The sequence below is a fragment of the Pseudomonas sp. LBUM1676 genome, assembly GCF_059695605.1.
In genome coordinates, this window is record NZ_CP166777.1 from 5,671,601 (window position 1) to 5,691,931 (window position 20,331).

The following is a 20,331-nucleotide window of genomic DNA, read 5'->3' on the forward strand; positions in this document are numbered from 1 at the left end:
TGCTGCGTGGGCCGACGTTTTGCAGCATTTACCGCCCGTGACGACTCAACCATTGCCCGGCCAGCACACGCGCCTTCGTGTCCGCCGTAAACACCGCGTCGAGATCGCCCACCGCCACTACCGGCTCGAGATTCAACACTTCCTCGATGATACTCGCGATTTCCGGGTAACGAACCCGTCCGTCGAGAAAGGCCGCGACAGCAACTTCATTGGCCGCATTGAGCATGGCCGGCGCGCTATTGCCCGCTTCGGCCGCCTGGCGCGCAAGGCGCAGGCAAGGGAAGCGCTCTTCATCGGGGGCCTGGAAATCCAGGCGCGCGATGGCAAACAGATCCAGCGGCGGTACACCCGAGTCGATCCGCTCCGGCCAGGCCAGTGCATTGGCGATGGGCGTACGCATGTCCGGGTTGCCCAACTGGGCCAGCACCGAACCATCGATGTAATCGACCAACGAATGAATCACGCTCTGCGGGTGAATCACCACCTCGACCTGGGACGGCTTGGCATCGAACAGCCAGCAGGCCTCGATCAACTCGAGCCCCTTGTTCATCATGCTGGCCGAATCCACCGAGATTTTGCGCCCCATCGACCAGTTCGGATGGGCACACGCCTGATCGGGGGTAACATGCACCAACTCAGCCATGGGTGTCTGTCGGAACGGACCACCCGAGGCCGTCAGTAAAATCCGACGCACGCCGACCGCCCCCAGACCACGGGCGAAATCCCGTGGCATGCACTGGAAAATCGCGTTGTGCTCACTGTCGATCGGCAGCAGCACCGAACCGCTTTTGTGCACGGCCTGCATGAACAGCGCACCGGACATCACCAGTGCTTCTTTGTTGGCCAGGAGGATTTTCTTGCCGGCTTCGACGGCCGCCAGGGTCGGACGCAAGCCCGCCGCACCGACGATAGCCGCCATGACGGCATCAACCTCGGGGTCGGCCGCTACCTGACACAGCCCCTCTTCTCCCACCAGCACCCGGGTCGACAGGCCCGCCGCATGCAAGTCATCCTGCAAGCCTCGGGCCGCGCTCGCTTCAGGCACCACGACAAACCGTGGCGCATGACGCACGCACAGTGCCCGCAGCTCACTCAAGCGGGTGAAGCCGCTCAGGGCGAAAACCTGATAACGCTCGGGATGACGTGCAATGACGTCGAGCGTGCTCAAGCCGATCGAGCCGGTTGCACCCAGAACGGTAATCTGTTGAGGGCGGCTCACGGTGCGGCCATCCACAGCAATACGGCAAACACCGGAATCGCCGCCGTCAGACTGTCGATGCGGTCCAGCACGCCGCCGTGACCTGGCAGCAGGTTGCTGCTGTCCTTGATCCCGGATTGACGCTTGAACATGCTTTCGGTGAGGTCACCCACCACCGAGATAAACACGATCACCGCGGCACAGATCAGACCGATCAGCATCTGGGCGAAACTCCAGTCGCGAACGATCCCGACGATGGCCGTGATCACCAGGCTCAGCGCCAGCCCGCCATACACGCCTTCCCAGCTTTTGCCGGGACTGACCTGAGGGGCCAGCTTGCGCTTGCCGAACGCCCGGCCGGAAAAGTAAGCACCGATATCGGCACCCCAGACCAGCACCATCACCGCCATGATCAGCCAGTTACCCAAGGGCTCCTGCTTGATCTGTACCAGCCCTTGCCAGGCCGGCAACAAAATCAGCAGGCCGATCACCAGCTTGCAGGCGGCACTGGCCCAATGTCCGCTGGAGCGCGGGTAGGTCAGTACCAGATAGGTCGCAACCCCCCACCACAGCACCGAAGCGCCCAATACCCACGGCGCCAGCCCCGGCACGATGTGCATGACAAACAGCATCAACGCGACCACCACCGCATAGGCAACGCGGATCGGCTGCTCGGTGAAGCCCGCCAGGCGAGCCCATTCCCAGGCCCCCAGGGTCACGACCAGCCCGATGAACAGCGCAAAACCTGAGCCTTCCAGCAGGAAAAACCCGCACAGCGCAATCGGTAGCAGGATCAGTGCGGTGATGATTCGTTGTTTGAGCATTAAACCCGGGCTCCAGCCTCGACCTGCTCGCTCGTTTTACCGAAGCGGCGCTGGCGAGAAGCGTAATCGGCCAGCGCGTTACGCATGGCATCGTGTTTGAAGTCCGGCCAGAACAGGTCGGAGAAGTACAACTCGGCGTAAGCCAGTTGCCACAGCAGGAAGTTACTGATGCGATGTTCACCACCGGTACGGATGCACAAGTCCGGCAACGGCAGATCGCCGGTGACCAGACAGGTTTGCAACAGCTCTGGAGTGATATCTTCCGGACGCAGATGCCCGGCCTGAACTTCTCGCGCCAGACGCTGTGCGGCTTGCGCGATATCCCACTGGCCGCCGTAGTTGGCGGCGATCTGCAGGACAAAGCGATTGGCGCCCACCGTCATGGCCTCGGCCTCGCGCATGGCAGCCTGCAGCTCCGGGTGGAAGCGCGAACGGTCGCCGATAATGCGCAAACTGATGTTGTTGTCGTTCAGGCGCTTGGCTTCGCGCCGCAGCGCCCTGAAGAACAGATCCATCAAGGCACTGACCTCGGCGGCCGGACGCTGCCAGTTCTCACTGGAGAAGGCGAACAGCGTCAGCACTTCGACCTTGGCCTCGGCACACACTTCGATCACTGCCCGAACGGCATCCACACCCGCTTTATGCCCGGCGACACCCGGCATAAAGCGTTTTTTCGCCCAACGATTATTACCATCCATGATGATCGCGACATGGCGCGGCACCGCAGTCGGCGCACTCTGCTTGATCTTATCCATGACAACGCGACCCTTATACGGCCATCAGGTCTTTTTCTTTCTGCGCCAGATTCGCATCGATTTCAGCCACGTACTTCTTGGTCAAATCGTCGATCTCGCCAGTAGCGCGGCGCTCTTCGTCTTCGCTGATTTCTTTTTCCTTGACCAGATCCTTCAGCGAGCTGTTTGCGTCACGACGGATGTTGCGCACGGCAACACGGGCGTCTTCAGCCACATCACGAGCCTGCTTGGTGAAACCCTTGCGGGTTTCTTCGGTCAGGGCCGGCATGGAGATCAGCAACAACTCACCCAGGTTGGTCGGGTTGAGATTCAGGCCTGCACTGCCGATGGCTTTGTCGACGGCACCCAGCATGTTGCGTTCGAAGGCAACGACTTGCAGGGTACGAGCGTCCTTGACGGTGATGTTCGCCACTTGCTTGATCGGAGTGTCGGCACCGTAATACGGCACCATCACGCCCTCAAGAATGCTTGGGTGCGCCTGGCCGGTACGAATACGGCCGAAGTTGTGCAGCAGCGATTCGACGGATTTTTTCATGCGCTCTTGAGCGTCTTTCTTGATTTCGTTGATCATTGTTGGCCTTCCTCGATCAGGGTCCCTTCAGCGCCGCCGTGCACGATGTTCAGCAGGGCGCCGGGCTTGTTCATGTTAAATACGCGCAACGGCATCTTATGGTCGCGGCACAGGCAAATGGCGGTCAGATCCATCACGCCCAGCTTGCGATCCAGCACTTCATCGTAAGTCAGATGATCGAACTTCTCTGCATGCGGGTCTTTGAATGGGTCAGCGGTATAGACGCCGTCGACCTTGGTCGCCTTGAGCACCACATCGGCATCGATTTCGATTGCACGCAGGCAGGCTGCCGAATCGGTAGTGAAGAACGGGTTACCCGTACCCGCCGCGAAGATCACAACCTCCTTGGCGTTCAGGTGGCGCATGGCTTTGCGGCGATCGTAGTGATCGGTCACACCGACCATGGAGATGGCCGACATCACGATGGCCGAGATATTGGCACGTTCCAGCGCATCGCGCATCGCCAGGGCGTTCATCACAGTGGCCAGCATGCCCATGTGGTCGCCGGTGACCCGATCCATGCCGGCCGCGCTCAGCGCCGCACCGCGGAACAGGTTACCACCACCGATCACCAGACCTACCTGAACACCGATGCCGACCAATTGACCGACTTCCAGCGCCATGCGATCCAGAACTTTCGGATCGATCCCGAACTCTTCCGAGCCCATCAGGGCCTCGCCGCTAAGCTTGAGTAGAATGCGTTTATAGCGAGCCTGATAACCACTGCCCTGCTGAGCCATTGCGAATCTCTCCTGCGGCGTATTTTAAAAAATTCTTTGCGAGCTGTTTACAGCTGGCTGTTCACTCTAGCTTGGCGCTGCTTCAGCGCCATCGGAACATGGCTTTGTAAGCCAGTTCCAAAGGGAAACCAATTAAAATTTGGTACCCCATCTGAAAAGAGGCTGCGCGCGTGAGCGGGCAGCCTCTTCAGGGCGACAGTTGAAAAACCGTCTTATTGCTTGGCGGCAGCCAGCTGGGCAGCAACTTCTTCAGCGAAGTTGTCGACCGGCTTCTCGATGCCTTCGCCTACTTTGAAGTAGGTGAAGGAAACGATTTCTGCACCGGCTTTCTTGGCCAGTTCGCCAACCTTGATTTCAGGGTTCTTGACGAACGCCTGCTCAACCAGGCTCGCTTCAGCCAGGAACTTGCTGATACGGCCCTTGACCATGTTTTCAACGATGTTTTCCGGCTTGCCGGCGATCTTGTCAGCGTTGAGGGTCAAGAACACGCCTTTCTCGCGCTCGACCGCTTCAGCGGAAACTTCCGATGGCAGCAGGAATTCAGGGTTGGTGGCCGCTACGTGCATGGCGATGTCCTTGGCCAGCTCAACAGTGCCGCCCTTGAGCACAACCGCAACACCGATCTTGTTGCCGTGCAGGTAACCACCGACAACATCACCTTCAACGCGAGCCAGGCGACGGATATTGACGTTTTCGCCAACCTTGCCGACCAGAACCAGACGGTCAGCTTCTTGAGCTTCGATCAGCGGAGCGACATCAGTCAGCTTGTCAGCGAACGCTTTTTCAACGCTGGAAGCAACAAATGTCTTGAAGTCGTCCTGCAGAGCCAGGAAGTCGGTCTGCGAGTTCACTTCCAGCAGAACGGCGGATTTACCGTCTTCCTTAAGAGCGATAGCGCCTTCAGCAGCCACGTTGCCTGCTTTCTTGGCAGCCTTGATGGCGCCCGAAGCACGCATGTCATCAATGGCTTTTTCGATGTCGCCGCCGGCCTTGGTCAAGGCCTTTTTGCAGTCCATCATGCCTTCGCCGGTGCGCTCGCGCAGTTCTTTGACCAACGCTGCAGTAATCTCTGCCATTTCAAAAATCCTCTTGGATAGGTTTTCAACCATTCCACCCGATCGATCGGGCGATCAATTCTTCCCGAACCACCCTTGTCAGCTGCTGCACGTTACAGAGGCTGTAGCTGCGCCGCTCACAAATGGTTTTCGAGGTGGCAAAAAGGGGGCCAAGCCCCCTTTTTGCTTACTGAGTCAACGCCTGGGCGTCAATTACTCAGCTGCAGCTGCCGGAGCTTCTTCAACGAACTGCTCGGTGCCACCAGCAACGTGGTTGCGACCGCGGATTACTGCGTCAGCCATCGAACCCATGTACAGCTGGATAGCGCGGATTGCGTCATCGTTGCCTGGGATGATGTAGTCAACGCCTTCCGGGCTGCTGTTGGTATCGACTACGCCGATAACCGGGATGCCCAGCTTGTTGGCTTCGGTGATCGCGATGCGCTCGTGATCAACGTCGATAACGAACAGAGCGTCTGGCAGACCGCCCATGTCCTTGATACCACCCAGGGAACGATCGAGCTTCTCAAGATCGCGAGTGCGCATCAGCGCTTCTTTCTTGGTCAGCTTGGCGAAAGTACCGTCTTCGGCTTGCACTTCAAGGTCACGCAGACGCTTGATGGAAGCACGGATGGTTTTGAAGTTGGTCAGCATGCCGCCCAACCAGCGGTGATCGACGTACGGCGAACCGCAACGTGCTGCTTCTTCAGCAACGATCTTGCCAGCGGAACGCTTGGTGCCGACGAACAGAATCTTGTTTTTGCCCTGGGCCAGGCGCTCTACGAAAGTCAGAGCTTCGTTGAACATTGGCAGGGTTTTTTCAAGGTTGATAATGTGGATCTTGTTACGCGCGCCGAAAATGTACTTGCCCATTTTCGGGTTCCAGTAACGGGTCTGGTGACCGAAGTGCACACCGGCCTTCAGCATATCGCGCATATTGACTTGGGACATGATAGTTCCTTGATAAGTCGGGTTTGGCCTCCACGTATCCCAATGACCAACCAGCAGCAGAAGCTGAAGGCACCCAGGTCATCGTGTCGACACGTGTGTGGATTTAGGCTTTTCAGGGGATCCCCGGAAAGCGGCGCATTTTATACCACAAGGCAGGGAAAAACGGAACCCGGATTCTGAAATCCCGGCCAAGGCTTTTATTCCACGCCCAGGAAATCGCCAGGAATGCACCATTCTATAGAGAGAAGCGACGCACAGATGCTCAGATTTGCCCTGTTGGTCTGATAGAATCGGGTTTTTCAGGGCCGCGGGATCGATCGCGCAACGCCCATTCTGTTTTAGCAAGCGCCATCGAGCGCAGAGAGAGCCTGTATGACCGTCACCCTCAAAACCCCGGAGGACATCGCAAAAATGCGTGTCGCCGGCAAACTGGCCGCCGATGTGCTGGAAATGATTGCCGAATATGTCAAACCAGGTGTCACCACCGAAGAGCTGGACCGCATCTGCCACGATTATATCGTCAACGAGCAGAAAGCCATTCCAGCCCCGCTCAACTACAAGGGCTACCCGAAGTCGATCTGCACCTCGATCAACCATGTGGTCTGCCACGGCATCCCCAACGAAAAGCCTCTGAAGGATGGCGACACCCTGAACATCGATGTGACCGTCATCAAGGACGGCTACCACGGCGACACCAGCCGCATGTTCCACGTCGGCACCGTGCCGGTCTGGGCCGAGCGCCTGTCGCAAGTAACCCAGGAGTGCATGTACAAGGCCATCGAAATCGTCAAGCCCGGCTGCCGCCTGGGCGACATCGGTGAAATCATCCAGAAACACGCGGAAAAGAACGGTTTCTCGGTGGTTCGCGAATTCTGCGGTCACGGCATCGGCAAGGTCTTCCACGAAGAGCCGCAGATCCTGCACTACGGTCGCGCCGGTACCGGCATGGAACTGAAGGCCGGCATGACCTTCACCATCGAGCCGATGATCAACCAGGGCAAGGCTGACACCAAGGTGCTGGGCGACGGCTGGACCGCGATCACCAAGGACCGCAAGCTCTCGGCACAGTGGGAACACACCCTGCTGGTGACCGAAACCGGTTACGAGATCTTCACCTTGCGTGCCGACGACACCATCGCGCGCGTTTCGGCCTGATCCGGGCTGCGCAGCGCTCAACCTTATAGAAGCTCCCAGCCTTATAGACAGGAAAGCCAATCGATGCCGCAGGTGGATCCCGAACTCTTCGACCGAGGCCAGTTCCAGGCTGAACTGGCCCTGAAGGCCAGCCCGATCGCGGCCTTCAAGAAGGCGATCCGCCAGGCCCGCGAGGTGCTTGACGGTCGCTTTCGCAGCGGCCGGGAGATACGCCGGCTGATCGAGGACCGCGCCTGGTTCGTCGACAACATCCTGCAAAAGGCCTGGGAGCAGTTCGACTGGAGCGAAGACGCCGACATCGCGCTGGTCGCGGTCGGCGGCTACGGTCGCGGCGAGCTGCACCCTTATTCCGATATCGATCTGCTGATCCTGCTGGACAACGCCGATCATGAAATTTTCCGTGATTCCATCGAGCGTTTTCTGACGCTGCTGTGGGACATCGGCCTGGAAGTCGGCCAGAGCGTGCGCTCGGTGGACGAATGCGCCCTAGAGGCCCGCGCCGACCTGACGGTTGTCACCAACCTGATGGAAAGCCGCACCATCTGCGGCCCCGAGCGCTTGCGCCAGCGCATGCTGGATGTCACCAGCACCGCGCACATGTGGCCGAGCAAGGACTTCTTCCTGGCCAAGCGTGCCGAGCAAAAGGCCCGTCACCACAAGTACAACGACACCGAATACAACCTGGAACCCAACGTCAAAGGCTCGCCAGGTGGCCTGCGGGATATCCAGACCATTCTCTGGGTGGCCCGTCGCGAATACGGCACCCTGAACCTGCGGGCACTGGCCGGGGAAGGTTTCCTGGTCGAGAGCGAAAACGCCCTGCTGGCCTCCTCCCAGGAATTCCTGTGGAAGGTTCGTTACGCCTTGCACATGCTCGCCGGCCGCTCCGAAGACCGCCTGCTGTTCGATCACCAGCGCAGCATTGCCGGGCTGCTGGGCTTCCAGGGCGACGACGCCAAGCAAGCCATCGAAAACTTCATGCAGCAGTATTATCGGGTGGTCATGAGCATTGCCCAGCTCAGCGACCTGATCATCCAGCACTTCGAAGAAGTCATTCTCGCGCCGCAAGACCAGACGCCGCCGCAACCGATCAACTCGCGCTTCCAGCTGCACGACGGCTATATCGAGGCGCGCAACGACAACGTGTTCCGTCGTACGCCATTTGCCATGCTCGAAATCTTCGTGCTGATGGCGCAGCAACCGGAAATCAAAGGCGTACGTGCCGACACCATTCGTCTGCTGCGGGAAAACCGGCACCTGATCGACGACGATTTCCGCAATGACATTCGCAACACCAGCCTGTTCATCGAGCTGTTCAAGTGCAAGATCGGCATCCATCGCAACCTGCGCCGGATGAACCGCTATGGCATCCTCGGGCGTTATCTGCCGGAGTTCGGCTTCATTGTCGGGCAGATGCAGCACGACCTGTTTCACATCTATACGGTCGACGCCCACACCCTGAACCTGATCAAACACCTGCGTAAGTTGCAGTACACCCAGGTGTCGGAAAAATTCCCGCTGGCCAGCAAGCTCATGGGCAAGCTGCCCAAGCCGGAACTGATCTACCTGGCCGGTCTGTACCACGACATCGGCAAGGGCCGGCATGGGGATCACTCGGAAATCGGCGCGGTGGACGCCGAAGCCTTTTGCCAGCGCCACCAGTTGCCGGTGTGGGACAGCCGCCTGATCGTCTGGCTGGTGCAGAATCATTTGCTGATGTCGACCACCGCCCAGCGCAAGGACTTGTCCGACCCGCAGGTGATCCACGATTTCGCGCAGATCGTCGGCGATCAAACCCACCTCGACTATCTGTACGTGCTGACTGTCGCCGACATCAACGCCACCAATCCGACGCTGTGGAACTCCTGGCGCGCCAGCCTGTTGCGCCAGCTCTACACCGAGACCAAGCGCGCCTTGCGCCGCGGCCTGGAAAACCCGGTGGACCGCGAAGAACAGATCCGCCAGACCCAGAGCGCCGCCCTGGACATTCTGGTGCGCGGCGGCACCGATCCGGACGACGTCGAGCAACTCTGGGCGCAACTGGGCGACGACTACTTCCTGCGGCATACCGCGGGCGACGTGGCCTGGCACAGCGATGCGATCCTTCAGCAGCCGGCCGACGGCGGGCCATTGGTGCTGATCAAGGAAACCACCCAGCGCGAATTCGAGGGCGGCACGCAGATATTCATCTATGCGCCGGATCAGCACGACTTTTTCGCCGTGACCGTGGCCGCGATGGACCAGCTCAACCTGAACATCCACGACGCCCGGGTCATCACTTCCAGCAGCCAGTTCACCCTCGACACCTACATCGTGCTCGACACCGACGGCGACTCGATTGGCGACAACCCGACGCGGGTCAAGCAGATCCGCGACGGCCTGACCGAAGCCCTGCGCAACCCGGACGACTACCCGACCATCATCCAGCGTCGGGTGCCACGCCAGCTCAAGCATTTCGCCTTTGCGCCACAGGTAACGATCCACACCGACGCCCAGCGTCCGGTGACGGTGCTGGAACTCAGCGCTCCGGATCGGCCGGGCTTGCTGGCGCGGATCGGCACGATCTTCCTCGAGTTCGACCTGTCGCTGCAGAACGCCAAGATCGCCACCCTCGGCGAGCGCGTGGAAGACGTGTTCTTCATCACCGATGCGAACAATCAGCCGTTGTCCGACCCGTTGCTGTGCAGCCGCCTGCAGGATGCGATCGTCGAACAGTTGACCGTCAACCAGGAATCCGAAATAAAACTGTCGCGAATCAGTATCTGAATCAACAAATATCCCCCTGTGGGAGCGAGCCTGCTCGCGAATGGCCGTCAACCTCTACATAACTGTCGATTGACCCACCGCATTCGCGAGCAGGCTCGCTCCCACACTGAACGAGGCCCCCATGAACAACGCTCTGAACCAGTTGCAGCCCTACCCGTTCGAGAAGCTCCGCGCCCTGCTCGGCAGCGTCACGCCAAACCCCGACAAGCGCGCTATCGCGCTGTCCATCGGCGAGCCGAAGCACCGTTCGCCAAGCTTCGTCGCCGAAGCCCTGGCGAGCAATCTGGATCAGATGGCCGTGTACCCGACGACCCTGGGCATTCCAGCCCTGCGCGCGGCCATCGCCGCCTGGTGCGAACGCCGCTTCAGCGTGCCGAATGGCTGGCTTGACCCGGCGCGCAATGTGCTGCCGGTCAATGGCACCCGCGAAGCGCTGTTCGCCTTTACCCAGACCGTGGTCAACCGTGGCGACGACGCGCTGGTCGTCAGCCCGAACCCGTTCTATCAGATCTATGAAGGCGCGGCATTCCTTGCCGGGGCCAAGCCGCACTACCTGCCGTGCCTGGATGAAAACGGCTTCAACCCCGACTTCGATGCGGTTTCACCGGACATCTGGAAACGCTGCCAGATCCTGTTCCTGTGCTCGCCAGGCAACCCGACCGGTGCGCTGATCCCGGTTGAAGCCCTGAAGAAACTGATCGCCCTGGCCGACGAATACGACTTCGTGATCGCCGCGGACGAGTGCTACAGCGAACTCTACTTCGATGAACAAACGCCGCCCGCCGGCCTGCTCAGTGCCTGCGTCGAACTGGACCGCAAGGACTTCAAGCGCTGCGTGGTGTTCCACAGCCTGTCCAAGCGCTCCAACCTGCCGGGCCTGCGTTCGGGCTTCGTCGCCGGTGATGCCGACATCCTCAAGGGCTTCCTGCTGTATCGCACCTACCATGGCTGCGCGATGCCGGTTCAGACTCAACTGGCCAGCGTCGCTGCGTGGAATGACGAAGTACACGTACGCGACAACCGTGCGCTGTATCGCGAGAAATATGATGCTGTCCTGGAGATCCTCGGCCCGGTCATGGACGTGCAGCGTCCGGACGGCGGTTTCTACTTGTGGCCGAACGTGGAAGGCGATGATGAGGCGTTCTGCCGTGATCTGTTTGTCGAAGAACACGTGACCGTGGTCCCGGGCTCCTATCTGTCACGGGACGTTGAGGGTGCCAATCCGGGTGCCGGGCGCGTGCGCATGGCACTGGTTGCGCCGCTGGCCGAATGTGTAGAGGCGGCAGAGCGTATTCGCGCCTTTATCCAGCGCCGCTAGGAGCGAAGCTTGCCCGCGAAAGCGCTGTGTCAGATCAGACGCCCTCGCGGGCAAGCCACGCGCCTGCAGGGTCGGGGGTCATTTGACCTGACCAAGGTTGGCTTCACTCAAGTCCAGCTCGACCAGCACTTCGCGCAACACGTCATCACCAATCTGGTGCTGACGACTGAGCTTGTACAATTCCAGGCGCTGCGCCCGCAGCGCCTTCAAGCGTAACCGCCGCTCCAGCAAATCCATCTGAAACGCCAGTGCCTGGGCTTCGGCAGAATCGTTGAACACCTCCAGCTGATGCCGATACTCGGACATGATCCTTGCCTTGAGTTCAATCGCCAACGCCGCCTGCGCCGCATCCTGGGGACTGGCCTCTTCAGCTTCGAGCGCATGGATCGCCGCTTCCGCGGTCTTGCGCCAGGCCTCGCGCACTTCGTTGCGACGCTTGTCATCGGGGCTTTTTTCGATGCCGCGCAGCAACAGCGGCAAGGCGATACACGCGGCGACCAGCGACAACAGAATCACTCCGGCAGCGATGAAAATCAGCAGATCCCGCTCAGGAAAGGCATCTGCCCCCATCAACAGCGGCACCGACATCACGCCCGCCAGCGTCACCGCCCCGCGCACGCCGCCAACCGTCAGCAACCAGCAGGAGCGCGCCGTCGGCACCTGGGTCATTTCGCCCTTACCGCGCCAGCGTCGTAGCAGAATCGACAAGCGCCAGATGCTCTGCACCCAGATAAACCGCAACACCAGCAGCACCAGGAAAATCGCCACCACGTCCAGGCAACGGTAGAACAATGTCGGCCACAACGAGGTTTCATGGCTGGCCACGGCCTTGATGATGTCCGGCAGCTGCAGGCCCAGCAGCAGATCGAGCCAACTCTGCATCATCCCCGCCGCCACCGCCGACAGGATGCCCGAGGCACCAAGCCGTTCGGCCAGCACGTAGGCCGCAAACGGCAACAGCAACATGAACACCACGTGTGTCGCCGGATCATCCCAGCCACGGGCAATCATCCACGACCGCAGGCGCCCCACCAGCCAGCTCAGCGCCACACCGACGGCCAGGCCGCCGATCGCGACCAGGACAAAGGTCACACTGGCGTTGGCCAGCGAGAACACGCCGGTCACCGCCGCAGCCAAGGCAAACTTGAAGGTCACCAGGCCCGAAGCATCGTTCATCAGCGCCTCGCCCTGGAGCATGTGCATCAGCGGCGTTGGCAAGCGGTTCTGGGAAATCGCCGAGACCGCCACGGCATCCGTGGGCGACAACACCGCCGCCAGGGCAAACGCCACTGGCAGCGGAATGCCCGGTAATAACCAATGAATGAAATAACCGGCGCCCACCACGGTGAACAACACCAACCCGACGGCCAGGGTCAGGATCGGCCCGCGCAGGCGCCACAACTCACGCTTGGGCATGCGCCAGCCGTCGGAGAACAGCAGCGGCGGCAGGTACAGGAAAAGAAACAATTCGGGATCCAGCGCCACATGCAACCCGAGGGTTGGCCAGGCCAGCAAGGCACCCGCGGCGATTTGTACCAGTGGCAAGGGTAATGGAATCACTCGTCCGACCAGGCGTGAAACGCTGACCAGCATCAACAGGATCAGGACGGTGTAAGCGGTTTGCATAAAACGGGGTTCCCGTACAATCGACAGCATTGAAGTGCCATATTAGCCGCTTGGACTGGTGCCGACCTTTACACCAATGTCGCATCGCCAGGAAACACCACGAAACATTTGCGGGGTTTTTGGTGGCAAAACAACCAGGCCGACGCGAAACCGTCCGGTCATGGCATAATCCGTCACCATCAAATTCCAGCACCTGCAAAGGGGGCAATTCCTTGACCGTTTCAAGCAAAACGTTGCACCTTTTCGGCATCAAAGCCTGCGACACCATGAAAAAGGCGCGCACCTGGCTCGATGAACACGCTGTCAGCTATGACTTTCATGATTACAAAACGGCCGGAATCGACCGTGAACACCTGACCCAATGGTGCGATGAGCACGGCTGGCAAGCGGTGTTGAACCGTGCAGGCACGACCTTTCGCAAGCTCGACGACGAACGCAAAGCCGATCTCGACCAGCGCAAAGCCATCGAACTGATGCTCGCACAACCCTCGATGATCAAGCGCCCGGTGCTCGATCTCGGTGACCGAACCCTGATTGGCTTCAAGCCAGATATCTACGCGGCAGCTCTCAAATAAGGCAGCCCGTTCAATTTTGTTAGAGGTATTTACATGTCCACTACCCTGTTCAGCCTGGCCTTTGGTGTCGGCACTCAAAACCGTCAAGGCGCATGGCTGGAAGTGTTTTACGCGCAGCCACTGCTCAACCCGTCGGCCGAGCTGGTCGCCGCCGTCGCGCCGATCCTGGGCTACAGCGAAGGCAACCAGGCCATCACCTTCACCATCGCCCAGGCTTCGCAACTGGCCGACGCGCTCAAAGGCGTTGACGTGGTCCAGGCCGCCCTGCTCACCCGTCTGGCCGAAAGCCACAAGCCGCTGGTGGCGACCCTTCTGGCCGAAGATGCGCAACTGTCTTCCACGCCTGAGGCTTATCTGAAACTGCATCTGCTGTCCCATCGCCTGGTCAAGCCGCACGGTTTGAACCTTGCCGGAATTTTCCCGTTGCTGCCGAACGTGGCGTGGACCAGCCAGGGCGCCATCGACCTGGCCGAACTGGCCGAGCGTCAACTGGAAGCCCGCCTGCGTGGCGAGTTGCTGGAAGTATTCTCGGTGGACAAGTTCCCGAAAATGACCGATTACGTGGTTCCGGCCGGCGTGCGTATCGCGGATGCGGCACGTCTGCGCCTGGGCGCCTATGTCGGCGAAGGCACCACCGTGATGCACGAAGGTTTCATCAACTTCAACGCCGGCACCGAAGGTCCGGGCATGATCGAAGGTCGTGTCTCTGCTGGCGTATTCGTCGGCAAGGGTTCGGACCTGGGCGGCGGTTGTTCGACCATGGGCACCCTGTCGGGTGGCGGTAACATCGTGATCAAGGTCGGCGAAGGCTGCCTGATCGGCGCCAACGCCGGTATCGGTATCCCGTTGGGCGATCGCAACACCGTTGAATCGGGCCTGTACGTGACCGCGGGCACCAAGGTGGCGTTGCTGGACGAGAACAACACACTGGTGAAAGTGGTGAAGGCCCGTGAACTGGCCGGCCAACCGGACCTGCTGTTCCGCCGCAATTCGGAAACCGGTGCCGTGGAATGCAAAACCCACAAATCGGCCATCGAACTGAACGAAGCGCTGCACGCTCACAACTAAGCAGAGCGTCACACGATCACCTGTGTAGGAGCGAGCTTGCTCGCGAAGAACGTAAGGACGACACGTGCTGTCTGGTGCCGCGCGTTATCGTTAGCAAGCTCGCTCCTACATTAGGTCAGGCGTACACCCGCCCATGTTCACCAGGGCCCGATAGCATGATGATTCCTTCTCCCTGGCGCGCCGATTTTCCGGCCATCGCCGCTCTGCAACGGCAAGACCAGACCTATCTGGACAACGCCGCCACCACACAAAAACCTCAAGCCCTGCTCGATGCCCTGACGCATTACTACGCCAACGGCGCGGCCAACGTGCATCGGGCGCAACACCTGCCCGGCGCCCATGCCACCCAGGCGTTCGAGGACAGCCGCCGCAAAGTCGCCCAATGGCTCAATGCCGGCGATTGCGGGCAGATCATCTTTACCCATGGCGCAACGTCTGCCCTGAACCTCCTGGCTTACGGCCTGGAACACCTGTTCATTCCGGGCGATGAAATCGTCATCAGCGCCCTGGAGCATCACGCCAACCTGCTGCCCTGGCAGCAACTGGCCCTGCGCCGCGATCTGAAGCTGGTGATCCTGCCGTTGGATGCCAGTGGTTTGATTGATCTTGATGCCGCCGCGCAGTTGATCAATCCTCGAACCCGCCTGGTGGCAGTCAGTCAGCTGTCCAACGTGCTCGGCGCCTGGCAGCCGTTGCCCGCGTTGTTGGCGCTAGCCCAGACCCACGATGCCTTGACCGTGGTCGATGGCGCCCAAGGCGTGGTACATGGTCGACATGACGTTCAGGCGCTGGGTTGCGACTTCTATGTGTTTTCCAGCCATAAGCTCTATGGCCCCGAGGGCCTGGGCGTGCTGTTCGGGCGCGATAAAGCGCTGGAGCAACTGCACCACTGGCAGTTTGGCGGTGAAATGGTGATGGATGCCCATTATCACGACGCCCGTTTTCGCCCGGCACCCCTGGGTTTTGAAGCGGGTACGCCGCCGATTGCCAGCGTGATCGGCCTGGGGGCGACCCTGGATTACCTTGCCGGGCTCGACCAGCAAGCCGTGTCCGCCCACGAAGCGGCGCTGCATGACTATTTGCTCAAGGGCCTCGAGGCGCGCAACGGCATTCGCCTGCTGGGCAAACCGCAGCTGGCCCTGGTCAGTTTTGTCGTCGAGGGTGTGCATAACTCTGATTTGGCCCATCTGCTGACCGAACAAGGGATTGCCGTGCGCGCCGGCCATCACTGCGCCATGCCGCTGCTGAAAAGCTTCGAACTGGCCGGGGCGATTCGGGTTTCGCTGGCGCTGTACAACGACTCCGAAGACCTGGAACGATTCTTTGAAGCGCTGGATCAGGCGCTGGAGTTGTTGCGATGAGTTTGCCTGCCGATGCAGTTACCGCGTTCGAAACCTTTCAGGCGGCCGCTGGCTGGGAACAACGGGCGCGGCTGCTGATGCAGTGGGGCGATCGCCTGCCCGTGCTGAGCGATGTGGATAAGGTCGAAGCCAACCGGGTGCATGGCTGTGAAAGTCAGGTCTGGTTGGTGGGCGCGTTGCAGGATGGGCACTGGCAGTTCGCCGCGAGCAGCGATGCGCGGTTGATTCGCGGGCTGGTGGCGTTGTTGCTGGCGCGGGTCAACGGGTTGTCGGCGGTTGAATTGCAGCAGGTGGATTTGCCGGAGTGGTTCAATCAGCTGGGGCTGAGCCGTCAATTGTCGCCTTCGCGAAGCAATGGCCTCAACGCCGTGTTAACGCGGATGAATGAGTTGGCCGGTTAATCGCCTTCGCGAGCAGGCTTGCTCCCACATTGAAATGCGAAACCCTGTGGGAGCGAGCCTGCTCGCGAAGGGGCCATCCGCCGCACCGATCAAGCCTCAGGTTTGACCCGATCCGCCGGCCGCCGCACCCCAGCCACAATCTTATCCACAGCCTTGGTCGCCGCGACCATGCCAAACGTCGCCGTCACCATCATCACCGCGCCAAACCCTCCCGCGCAGTCCAGCTTCACGCCATCCCCGACAAAACTCTTCTGCAGACAGATGCTGCCATCCGGTTTCGGGTAGCGCAGTTGTTCGGTGGAAAACACGCACGGCACGCTGTAATGCCGGGTCACCGTGCGTGAGAAGTTGTAATCGCGGCGCAGGGTCGAGCGTACTTTCGACGCGAGCGGGTCATTGAAGGTGCGATTCAGGTCGCACACCTGGATCAGCGTCGGGTCGATCTGCCCGCCCGCCCCGCCGGTGGTGATGATCTGGATTTTGCGGCGTTTGCACCAGGCGATCAGTGCCGCCTTGGCGTTCACACTGTCGATGCAGTCGATCACGCAGTCGATGTTCGGCGTGATGTACTCGGCCATGGTCTCGCGGGTGACGAAATCCGCCACCGCGTGCACCGTGCAGTCCGGGTTGATCCCGCGCAGGCGCTCGGCCATCACCTCGACCTTGGGCTTGCCGACGGTGCTGTCCAGCGCGTGCAACTGACGATTGGCGTTGCTGACACAGACATCGTCCAGGTCGAACAGGGAAATTTCGCCCACGCCACACCGGGCAACGGCTTCCGCCGCCCAGGAGCCGACGCCGCCGACACCGACGATCGCCACATGGGCCGCACGCAAGCGCTCCAGGCCTTCGATGCCATACAGCCGGGCGATGCCAGCAAACCGCGGATCTTCTGTACTCATGACCATTACCCCAAAAACCGGCGCGCATTATAGGGCCGAAGGCAGCCAAGAGCATCCCTGGGCTATGAACGGTGTCCCGATTACTGCAATCAGGCTACGCAGTAGCAAGAATTTACCTACAAAGGCCAACGAAAGAACTTAAGTCGAGTTGGATTGCCAAATGTAGGGCATTTCCCTGTCAGCTGTACGCTCAGGGAATGCCCGGTGTAGGATGCGCGCCCCTTGGCACTCGCCGACCGGTCCTTCGTTCCACAGCCTTTGGAACCTGAAATAGCTATGTCATCGCGTAAATTTGGACTCAACCTGGTGGTGGTGCTCGCCATCGCTGCCTTGTTTACCGGCTTCTGGGCGCTGATCAATCGCCCGGTCACCGCCCCCAACTGGCCAGAACAGATCTCCGGCTTTTCGTACTCGCCCTTCCAGCAAGGCCAGTACCCGCAGAAAGAGCAATACCCGACCGACGATGAAATGCGTCGCGACCTGGAGATCCTGAGCAAGCTGACGGACAACATCCGTACTTACTCGGTGGATGGCACCCTGGAAAACATTCCCAAACTGGCAGAAGAATTCGGCCTGCGGGTAACCCTGGGCATCTGGATCAGCCCGGACGAGGAGCGCAACGAGCGCGAGATCACGCGTGCGATCGAGATCGCCAACAGTTCACGCAGTGTGGTTCGCGTAGTTGTAGGCAACGAGGCGATATTCCGTAAGGAAATTACCGCCGCGGAACTCAGCATTATTCTCGATCGCGTCCGCGCGGCGGTGAAAGTGCCGGTGACCACCTCCGAGCAGTGGCACGTCTGGGAAGAAAACCCCAGCCTGGCCAAGCACGTCGACCTGATCGCCGCGCACGTCCTGCCGTACTGGGAACACGTTCCGATGGAGCAGTCCGGGCAGTTCGTCCTCGATCGCGCCCGGGACCTGAAAAAAATGTTCCCGAAAAAACCGCTGCTGCTGTCGGAGGTTGGCTGGCCGAGCAACGGCCGCATGCGCGGTGGCGCCGACGCGTCACCGGCGGACCAGGCGATTTACCTGCGCACGCTGGTCAACAAGCTCAACCGCCAGGGTTTCAACTACTTCGTGATCGAAGCGTTTGACCAACCGTGGAAGGCCAGTGACGAAGGTTCGGTGGGCGCTTACTGGGGCGTGTTCAACGCCGCACGGCAGCAGAAATTCAACTTTGAAGGACCGGTCGTCGCGATCCCGCAATGGCGTGTACTGGCTGTCGGTTCGGTGGTGTTGGCCCTGTTGTCCCTGACCCTGCTGATGATCGACGGCTCGGCCCTGCGTCAACGCGGCCGTACCTTCCTGACTTTCATTGCGTTCCTTTGCGGTTCGGTGCTGGTGTGGATCGGTTATGACTACAGCCTGCAATACAGCACCTGGTTCAGCCTGACGGTGGGCTTCCTGCTCGCCCTTGGCGCGCTCGGGGTGTTTATCGTGCTGCTGACCGAGGCCCACGAACTGGCCGAAGCGGTCTGGACCCACAAGCGCCGGCGCGAATTCCTGCCGGTGGTGGGTGATTCGGACTACCGACCGAAAGTCTCGATCCACGTCCCTTGCTACAACGAGCCGCCGGAGATGGTCAAACAGACCCTCAACGCCTTGGCCAACCTCGACTATCCGGATTTCGAAGTCCTGATCATCGACAACAACACCAAGGACCCGGCGGTTTGGGAGCCGGTGCGCGATTATTGCGAAACCCTCGGCCCACGCTTCAAGTTCTTCCACGTCGCACCACTGGCCGGCTTCAAGGGCGGCGCGCTGAATTACCTGATTCCGCACACCGCCAAGGACGCCGAAGTGATCGCGGTGATCGACTCGGACTACTGCGTCGACCCGAACTGGCTCAAGCACATGGTGCCGCACTTCGCCGATCCGAAAATCGCCGTGGTGCAGTCGCCACAGGATTATCGCGACCAGAACGAGAGCACCTTCAAGAAGCTCTGCTACGCGGAATACAAAGGCTTCTTCCACATCGGCATGGTCACCCGTAACGACCGCGACGCGATCATCCAGCACGGCACCATGACCATGACCCGGCGCTCGGTGCTCGAAGAGCTCGGCTGGGCCGACTGGTGCATCTGTGAGGACGCCGAGCTGGGCCTGCGCGTATTCGAAAAAGGCCTGTCGGCGGCGTATTACCACACCAGCTATGGCAAAGGCCTGATGCCCGATACCTTTATCGACTTCAAGAAACAGCGGTTCCGCTGGGCCTATGGCGCGATTCAGATCATCAAGCGTCACACCACCAGCCTGTTGCGCGGCAAGGGCTCCGAGCTGACCCGTGGCCAGCGTTATCACTTCCTCGCGGGCTGGTTGCCGTGGGTCGCGGACGGCATGAACATCTTCTTCACCGTCGGCGCGCTGTTGTGGTCGGCGGCCATGATCATCGTGCCGCAGCGGGTCGATCCGCCGTTGCTGATTTTCGCGATCCCGCCATTGGCGCTGTTCGTGTTCAAGGTCGGCAAGATCATTTTCCTCTACCGTCGTGCGGTCGGGGTCAACCTCAAGGATGCATTCTGCGCGGCACTGGCCGGGCTGGCGTTGTCGCACACCATTGCCAAGGCGGTGCTGTACGGCTTCTTCACCAGCAGCATTCCGTTCTTCCGCACGCCGAAAAACGCCGATAACCACGGCTTCTGGGTGGCGATTTCGGAAGCACGCGAAGAAGTGTTCATCATGCTGCTGTTGTGGGGCGCTGCGTTGGGGATTTACCTGGTGAACGGCATGCCGAGCAACGACATGCGCTTCTGGGTGACCATGTTGCTGGTGCAGTCGCTGCCGTACCTTGCGGCGCTGATCATGGCGTTCCTGTCTTCGCTGCCCAAACCTGCGGCCGAAGCCGAGCCTCTACCAGCGGTCTAAATCGCTGCGGATGCACTAAACGGCGGCCAATGGCCGCCGTTTTGCTTTAAGATAACCGCCATTTTACGCGCCTTGCCCCAATGGCCTGACCACAATTCCTGTGGGAGCGAGCTTGCTCGCGATGAGTCCGTCACATTCAACATATATGTTGTGCGTGGTTACGCCATCGCGAGCAAGCTCGCTTCCACATTGAGAGC

At 60.2% G+C, this 20,331-nt stretch carries 17 protein-coding genes; 8 read left to right on the forward strand and 9 right to left on the reverse strand.

Translation table 11 applies throughout. From position 1 onward, the window contains the following. Positions 1-28: 28 nt before the first annotated feature. The 7 genes from ispC to rpsB form a co-directional block, all read right to left on the reverse strand. Positions 29-1,219 (reverse strand): 1-deoxy-D-xylulose-5-phosphate reductoisomerase, encoded by a 1,191-nt coding sequence (ispC, locus tag ACA041_RS26200; RefSeq protein ID WP_497438477.1) that lies wholly within the window; start codon positions 1,217-1,219, stop codon positions 29-31. Beyond that, positions 1,216-2,022, reverse strand: coding sequence for a phosphatidate cytidylyltransferase (locus tag ACA041_RS26205; RefSeq protein WP_497438478.1), 807 nt, complete (start codon positions 2,020-2,022; stop codon positions 1,216-1,218). The genes ispC and ACA041_RS26205 overlap by 4 nt, the downstream gene beginning before the upstream one ends. Continuing rightward, entirely contained in the window at positions 2,022-2,777 is a 756-nt protein-coding gene (gene uppS, locus ACA041_RS26210) for a polyprenyl diphosphate synthase (RefSeq protein ID WP_497438479.1), read from the reverse strand. Before uppS ends, ACA041_RS26205 begins: the two co-directional genes overlap by 1 nt. Before the next feature lie 13 nt (positions 2,778-2,790). After that, positions 2,791-3,348 carry a ribosome recycling factor gene (gene frr, locus ACA041_RS26215; protein ID WP_497438480.1) on the reverse strand — a complete coding sequence of 186 codons (558 nt, stop codon included), beginning with the start codon at positions 3,346-3,348 and terminating at the stop codon, positions 2,791-2,793. Continuing rightward, complete coding sequence (gene pyrH, locus ACA041_RS26220) at positions 3,345-4,088, reverse strand: UMP kinase (protein WP_003172271.1); 744 nt, start codon at positions 4,086-4,088, stop codon at positions 3,345-3,347. The genes frr and pyrH overlap by 4 nt, the downstream gene beginning before the upstream one ends. Before the next feature lie 212 nt (positions 4,089-4,300). Further along, positions 4,301-5,164, reverse strand: a complete 864-nt coding sequence (tsf, locus tag ACA041_RS26225) for a translation elongation factor Ts (RefSeq protein ID WP_497438481.1) — start codon at positions 5,162-5,164, stop codon at positions 4,301-4,303. 192 nt (positions 5,165-5,356) lie between these two features. Continuing rightward, the gene (gene rpsB / locus ACA041_RS26230) at positions 5,357-6,094 is read right to left on the reverse strand and encodes a 30S ribosomal protein S2 (RefSeq protein ID WP_007907989.1); all 738 of its coding nucleotides are present in this window, start codon (positions 6,092-6,094) and stop codon (positions 5,357-5,359) included. Between the two features lie 372 nt (positions 6,095-6,466). Here rpsB and map point away from each other — a divergent pair, with 372 nt between their 5' ends. The 3 genes from map to dapC all read left to right on the forward strand — a co-directional run bounded on the left by map (position 6,467) and on the right by dapC (position 11,333). Then, positions 6,467-7,249, forward strand: coding sequence for a type I methionyl aminopeptidase (gene map / locus ACA041_RS26235; RefSeq protein ID WP_497438482.1), 783 nt, complete (start codon positions 6,467-6,469; stop codon positions 7,247-7,249). A gap of 63 nt (positions 7,250-7,312) precedes the next feature. Beyond that, positions 7,313-10,015: a [protein-PII] uridylyltransferase gene (locus tag ACA041_RS26240; protein WP_497438483.1), complete on the forward strand. Its 2,703-nt coding sequence runs from the start codon at positions 7,313-7,315 to the stop codon at positions 10,013-10,015. Between the two features lie 121 nt (positions 10,016-10,136). Next, entirely contained in the window at positions 10,137-11,333 is a 1,197-nt protein-coding gene (gene dapC, locus ACA041_RS26245; protein ID WP_497438484.1) for a succinyldiaminopimelate transaminase, read from the forward strand. 78 nt (positions 11,334-11,411) lie between these two features. Here the strand turns inward: dapC and ACA041_RS26250 are convergent, their stop codons facing one another. After that, the gene (locus ACA041_RS26250) at positions 11,412-12,959 is read right to left on the reverse strand and encodes a cation:proton antiporter (RefSeq protein ID WP_497438485.1); all 1,548 of its coding nucleotides are present in this window, start codon (positions 12,957-12,959) and stop codon (positions 11,412-11,414) included. A gap of 212 nt (positions 12,960-13,171) precedes the next feature. On the opposite strand from ACA041_RS26250, the gene ACA041_RS26255 reads away from it, so the two are divergent. The 4 genes from ACA041_RS26255 (at position 13,172) to ACA041_RS26270 (ending at position 16,364) form a co-directional block, all read left to right on the forward strand. Further along, entirely contained in the window at positions 13,172-13,534 is a 363-nt protein-coding gene (locus ACA041_RS26255) for an ArsC family reductase (RefSeq protein WP_497438486.1), read from the forward strand. Positions 13,535-13,567: 33 nt separating this feature from the next. Continuing rightward, positions 13,568-14,602: a 2,3,4,5-tetrahydropyridine-2,6-dicarboxylate N-succinyltransferase gene (dapD, locus tag ACA041_RS26260; RefSeq protein ID WP_497438487.1), complete on the forward strand. Its 1,035-nt coding sequence runs from the start codon at positions 13,568-13,570 to the stop codon at positions 14,600-14,602. A gap of 155 nt (positions 14,603-14,757) precedes the next feature. Beyond that, positions 14,758-15,963: an aminotransferase class V-fold PLP-dependent enzyme gene (locus ACA041_RS26265; RefSeq protein WP_497438488.1), complete on the forward strand. Its 1,206-nt coding sequence runs from the start codon at positions 14,758-14,760 to the stop codon at positions 15,961-15,963. After that, positions 15,960-16,364, forward strand: coding sequence for a SufE family protein (locus ACA041_RS26270; RefSeq protein WP_497438489.1), 405 nt, complete (start codon positions 15,960-15,962; stop codon positions 16,362-16,364). The genes ACA041_RS26265 and ACA041_RS26270 overlap by 4 nt, the downstream gene beginning before the upstream one ends. 89 nt (positions 16,365-16,453) lie before the next feature. Here ACA041_RS26270 and tcdA read toward each other — a convergent pair whose 3' ends face one another. Beyond that, on the reverse strand, positions 16,454-17,272 hold the full coding sequence (tcdA, locus tag ACA041_RS26275; protein ID WP_123405731.1) for a tRNA cyclic N6-threonylcarbamoyladenosine(37) synthase TcdA: 819 nt from the start codon (positions 17,270-17,272) through the stop codon (positions 16,454-16,456). Positions 17,273-17,542: 270 nt separating this feature from the next. On the opposite strand from tcdA, the gene ACA041_RS26280 reads away from it, so the two are divergent. After that, positions 17,543-20,134 carry a glycosyltransferase gene (locus ACA041_RS26280; RefSeq protein ID WP_497438490.1) on the forward strand — a complete coding sequence of 864 codons (2,592 nt, stop codon included), beginning with the start codon at positions 17,543-17,545 and terminating at the stop codon, positions 20,132-20,134. Positions 20,135-20,331: the final 197 nt, after the last annotated feature.

Coding starts and splice junctions, on each gene's coding strand:
- ACA041_RS26265 (WP_497438488.1), top strand. CDS start 14,758: ATGATGATTCCTTCTCCCTGGCGCGCCGATTTTCCGGCCATCGCCGCT.
- frr (WP_497438480.1), bottom strand. CDS start 3,348: ATGATCAACGAAATCAAGAAAGACGCTCAAGAGCGCATGAAAAAATCC.
- dapD (WP_497438487.1), top strand. CDS start 13,568: ATGTCCACTACCCTGTTCAGCCTGGCCTTTGGTGTCGGCACTCAAAAC.
- ACA041_RS26280 (WP_497438490.1), top strand. CDS start 17,543: ATGTCATCGCGTAAATTTGGACTCAACCTGGTGGTGGTGCTCGCCATC.
- ACA041_RS26250 (WP_497438485.1), bottom strand. CDS start 12,959: ATGCAAACCGCTTACACCGTCCTGATCCTGTTGATGCTGGTCAGCGTT.
- tsf (WP_497438481.1), bottom strand. CDS start 5,164: ATGGCAGAGATTACTGCAGCGTTGGTCAAAGAACTGCGCGAGCGCACC.
- ACA041_RS26205 (WP_497438478.1), bottom strand. CDS start 2,022: ATGCTCAAACAACGAATCATCACCGCACTGATCCTGCTACCGATTGCG.
- map (WP_497438482.1), top strand. CDS start 6,467: ATGACCGTCACCCTCAAAACCCCGGAGGACATCGCAAAAATGCGTGTC.
- pyrH (WP_003172271.1), bottom strand. CDS start 4,088: ATGGCTCAGCAGGGCAGTGGTTATCAGGCTCGCTATAAACGCATTCTA.
- tcdA (WP_123405731.1), bottom strand. CDS start 17,272: ATGGTCATGAGTACAGAAGATCCGCGGTTTGCTGGCATCGCCCGGCTG.
- dapC (WP_497438484.1), top strand. CDS start 10,137: ATGAACAACGCTCTGAACCAGTTGCAGCCCTACCCGTTCGAGAAGCTC.
- ACA041_RS26240 (WP_497438483.1), top strand. CDS start 7,313: ATGCCGCAGGTGGATCCCGAACTCTTCGACCGAGGCCAGTTCCAGGCT.
- rpsB (WP_007907989.1), bottom strand. CDS start 6,094: ATGTCCCAAGTCAATATGCGCGATATGCTGAAGGCCGGTGTGCACTTC.
- ACA041_RS26270 (WP_497438489.1), top strand. CDS start 15,960: ATGAGTTTGCCTGCCGATGCAGTTACCGCGTTCGAAACCTTTCAGGCG.
- uppS (WP_497438479.1), bottom strand. CDS start 2,777: ATGGATAAGATCAAGCAGAGTGCGCCGACTGCGGTGCCGCGCCATGTC.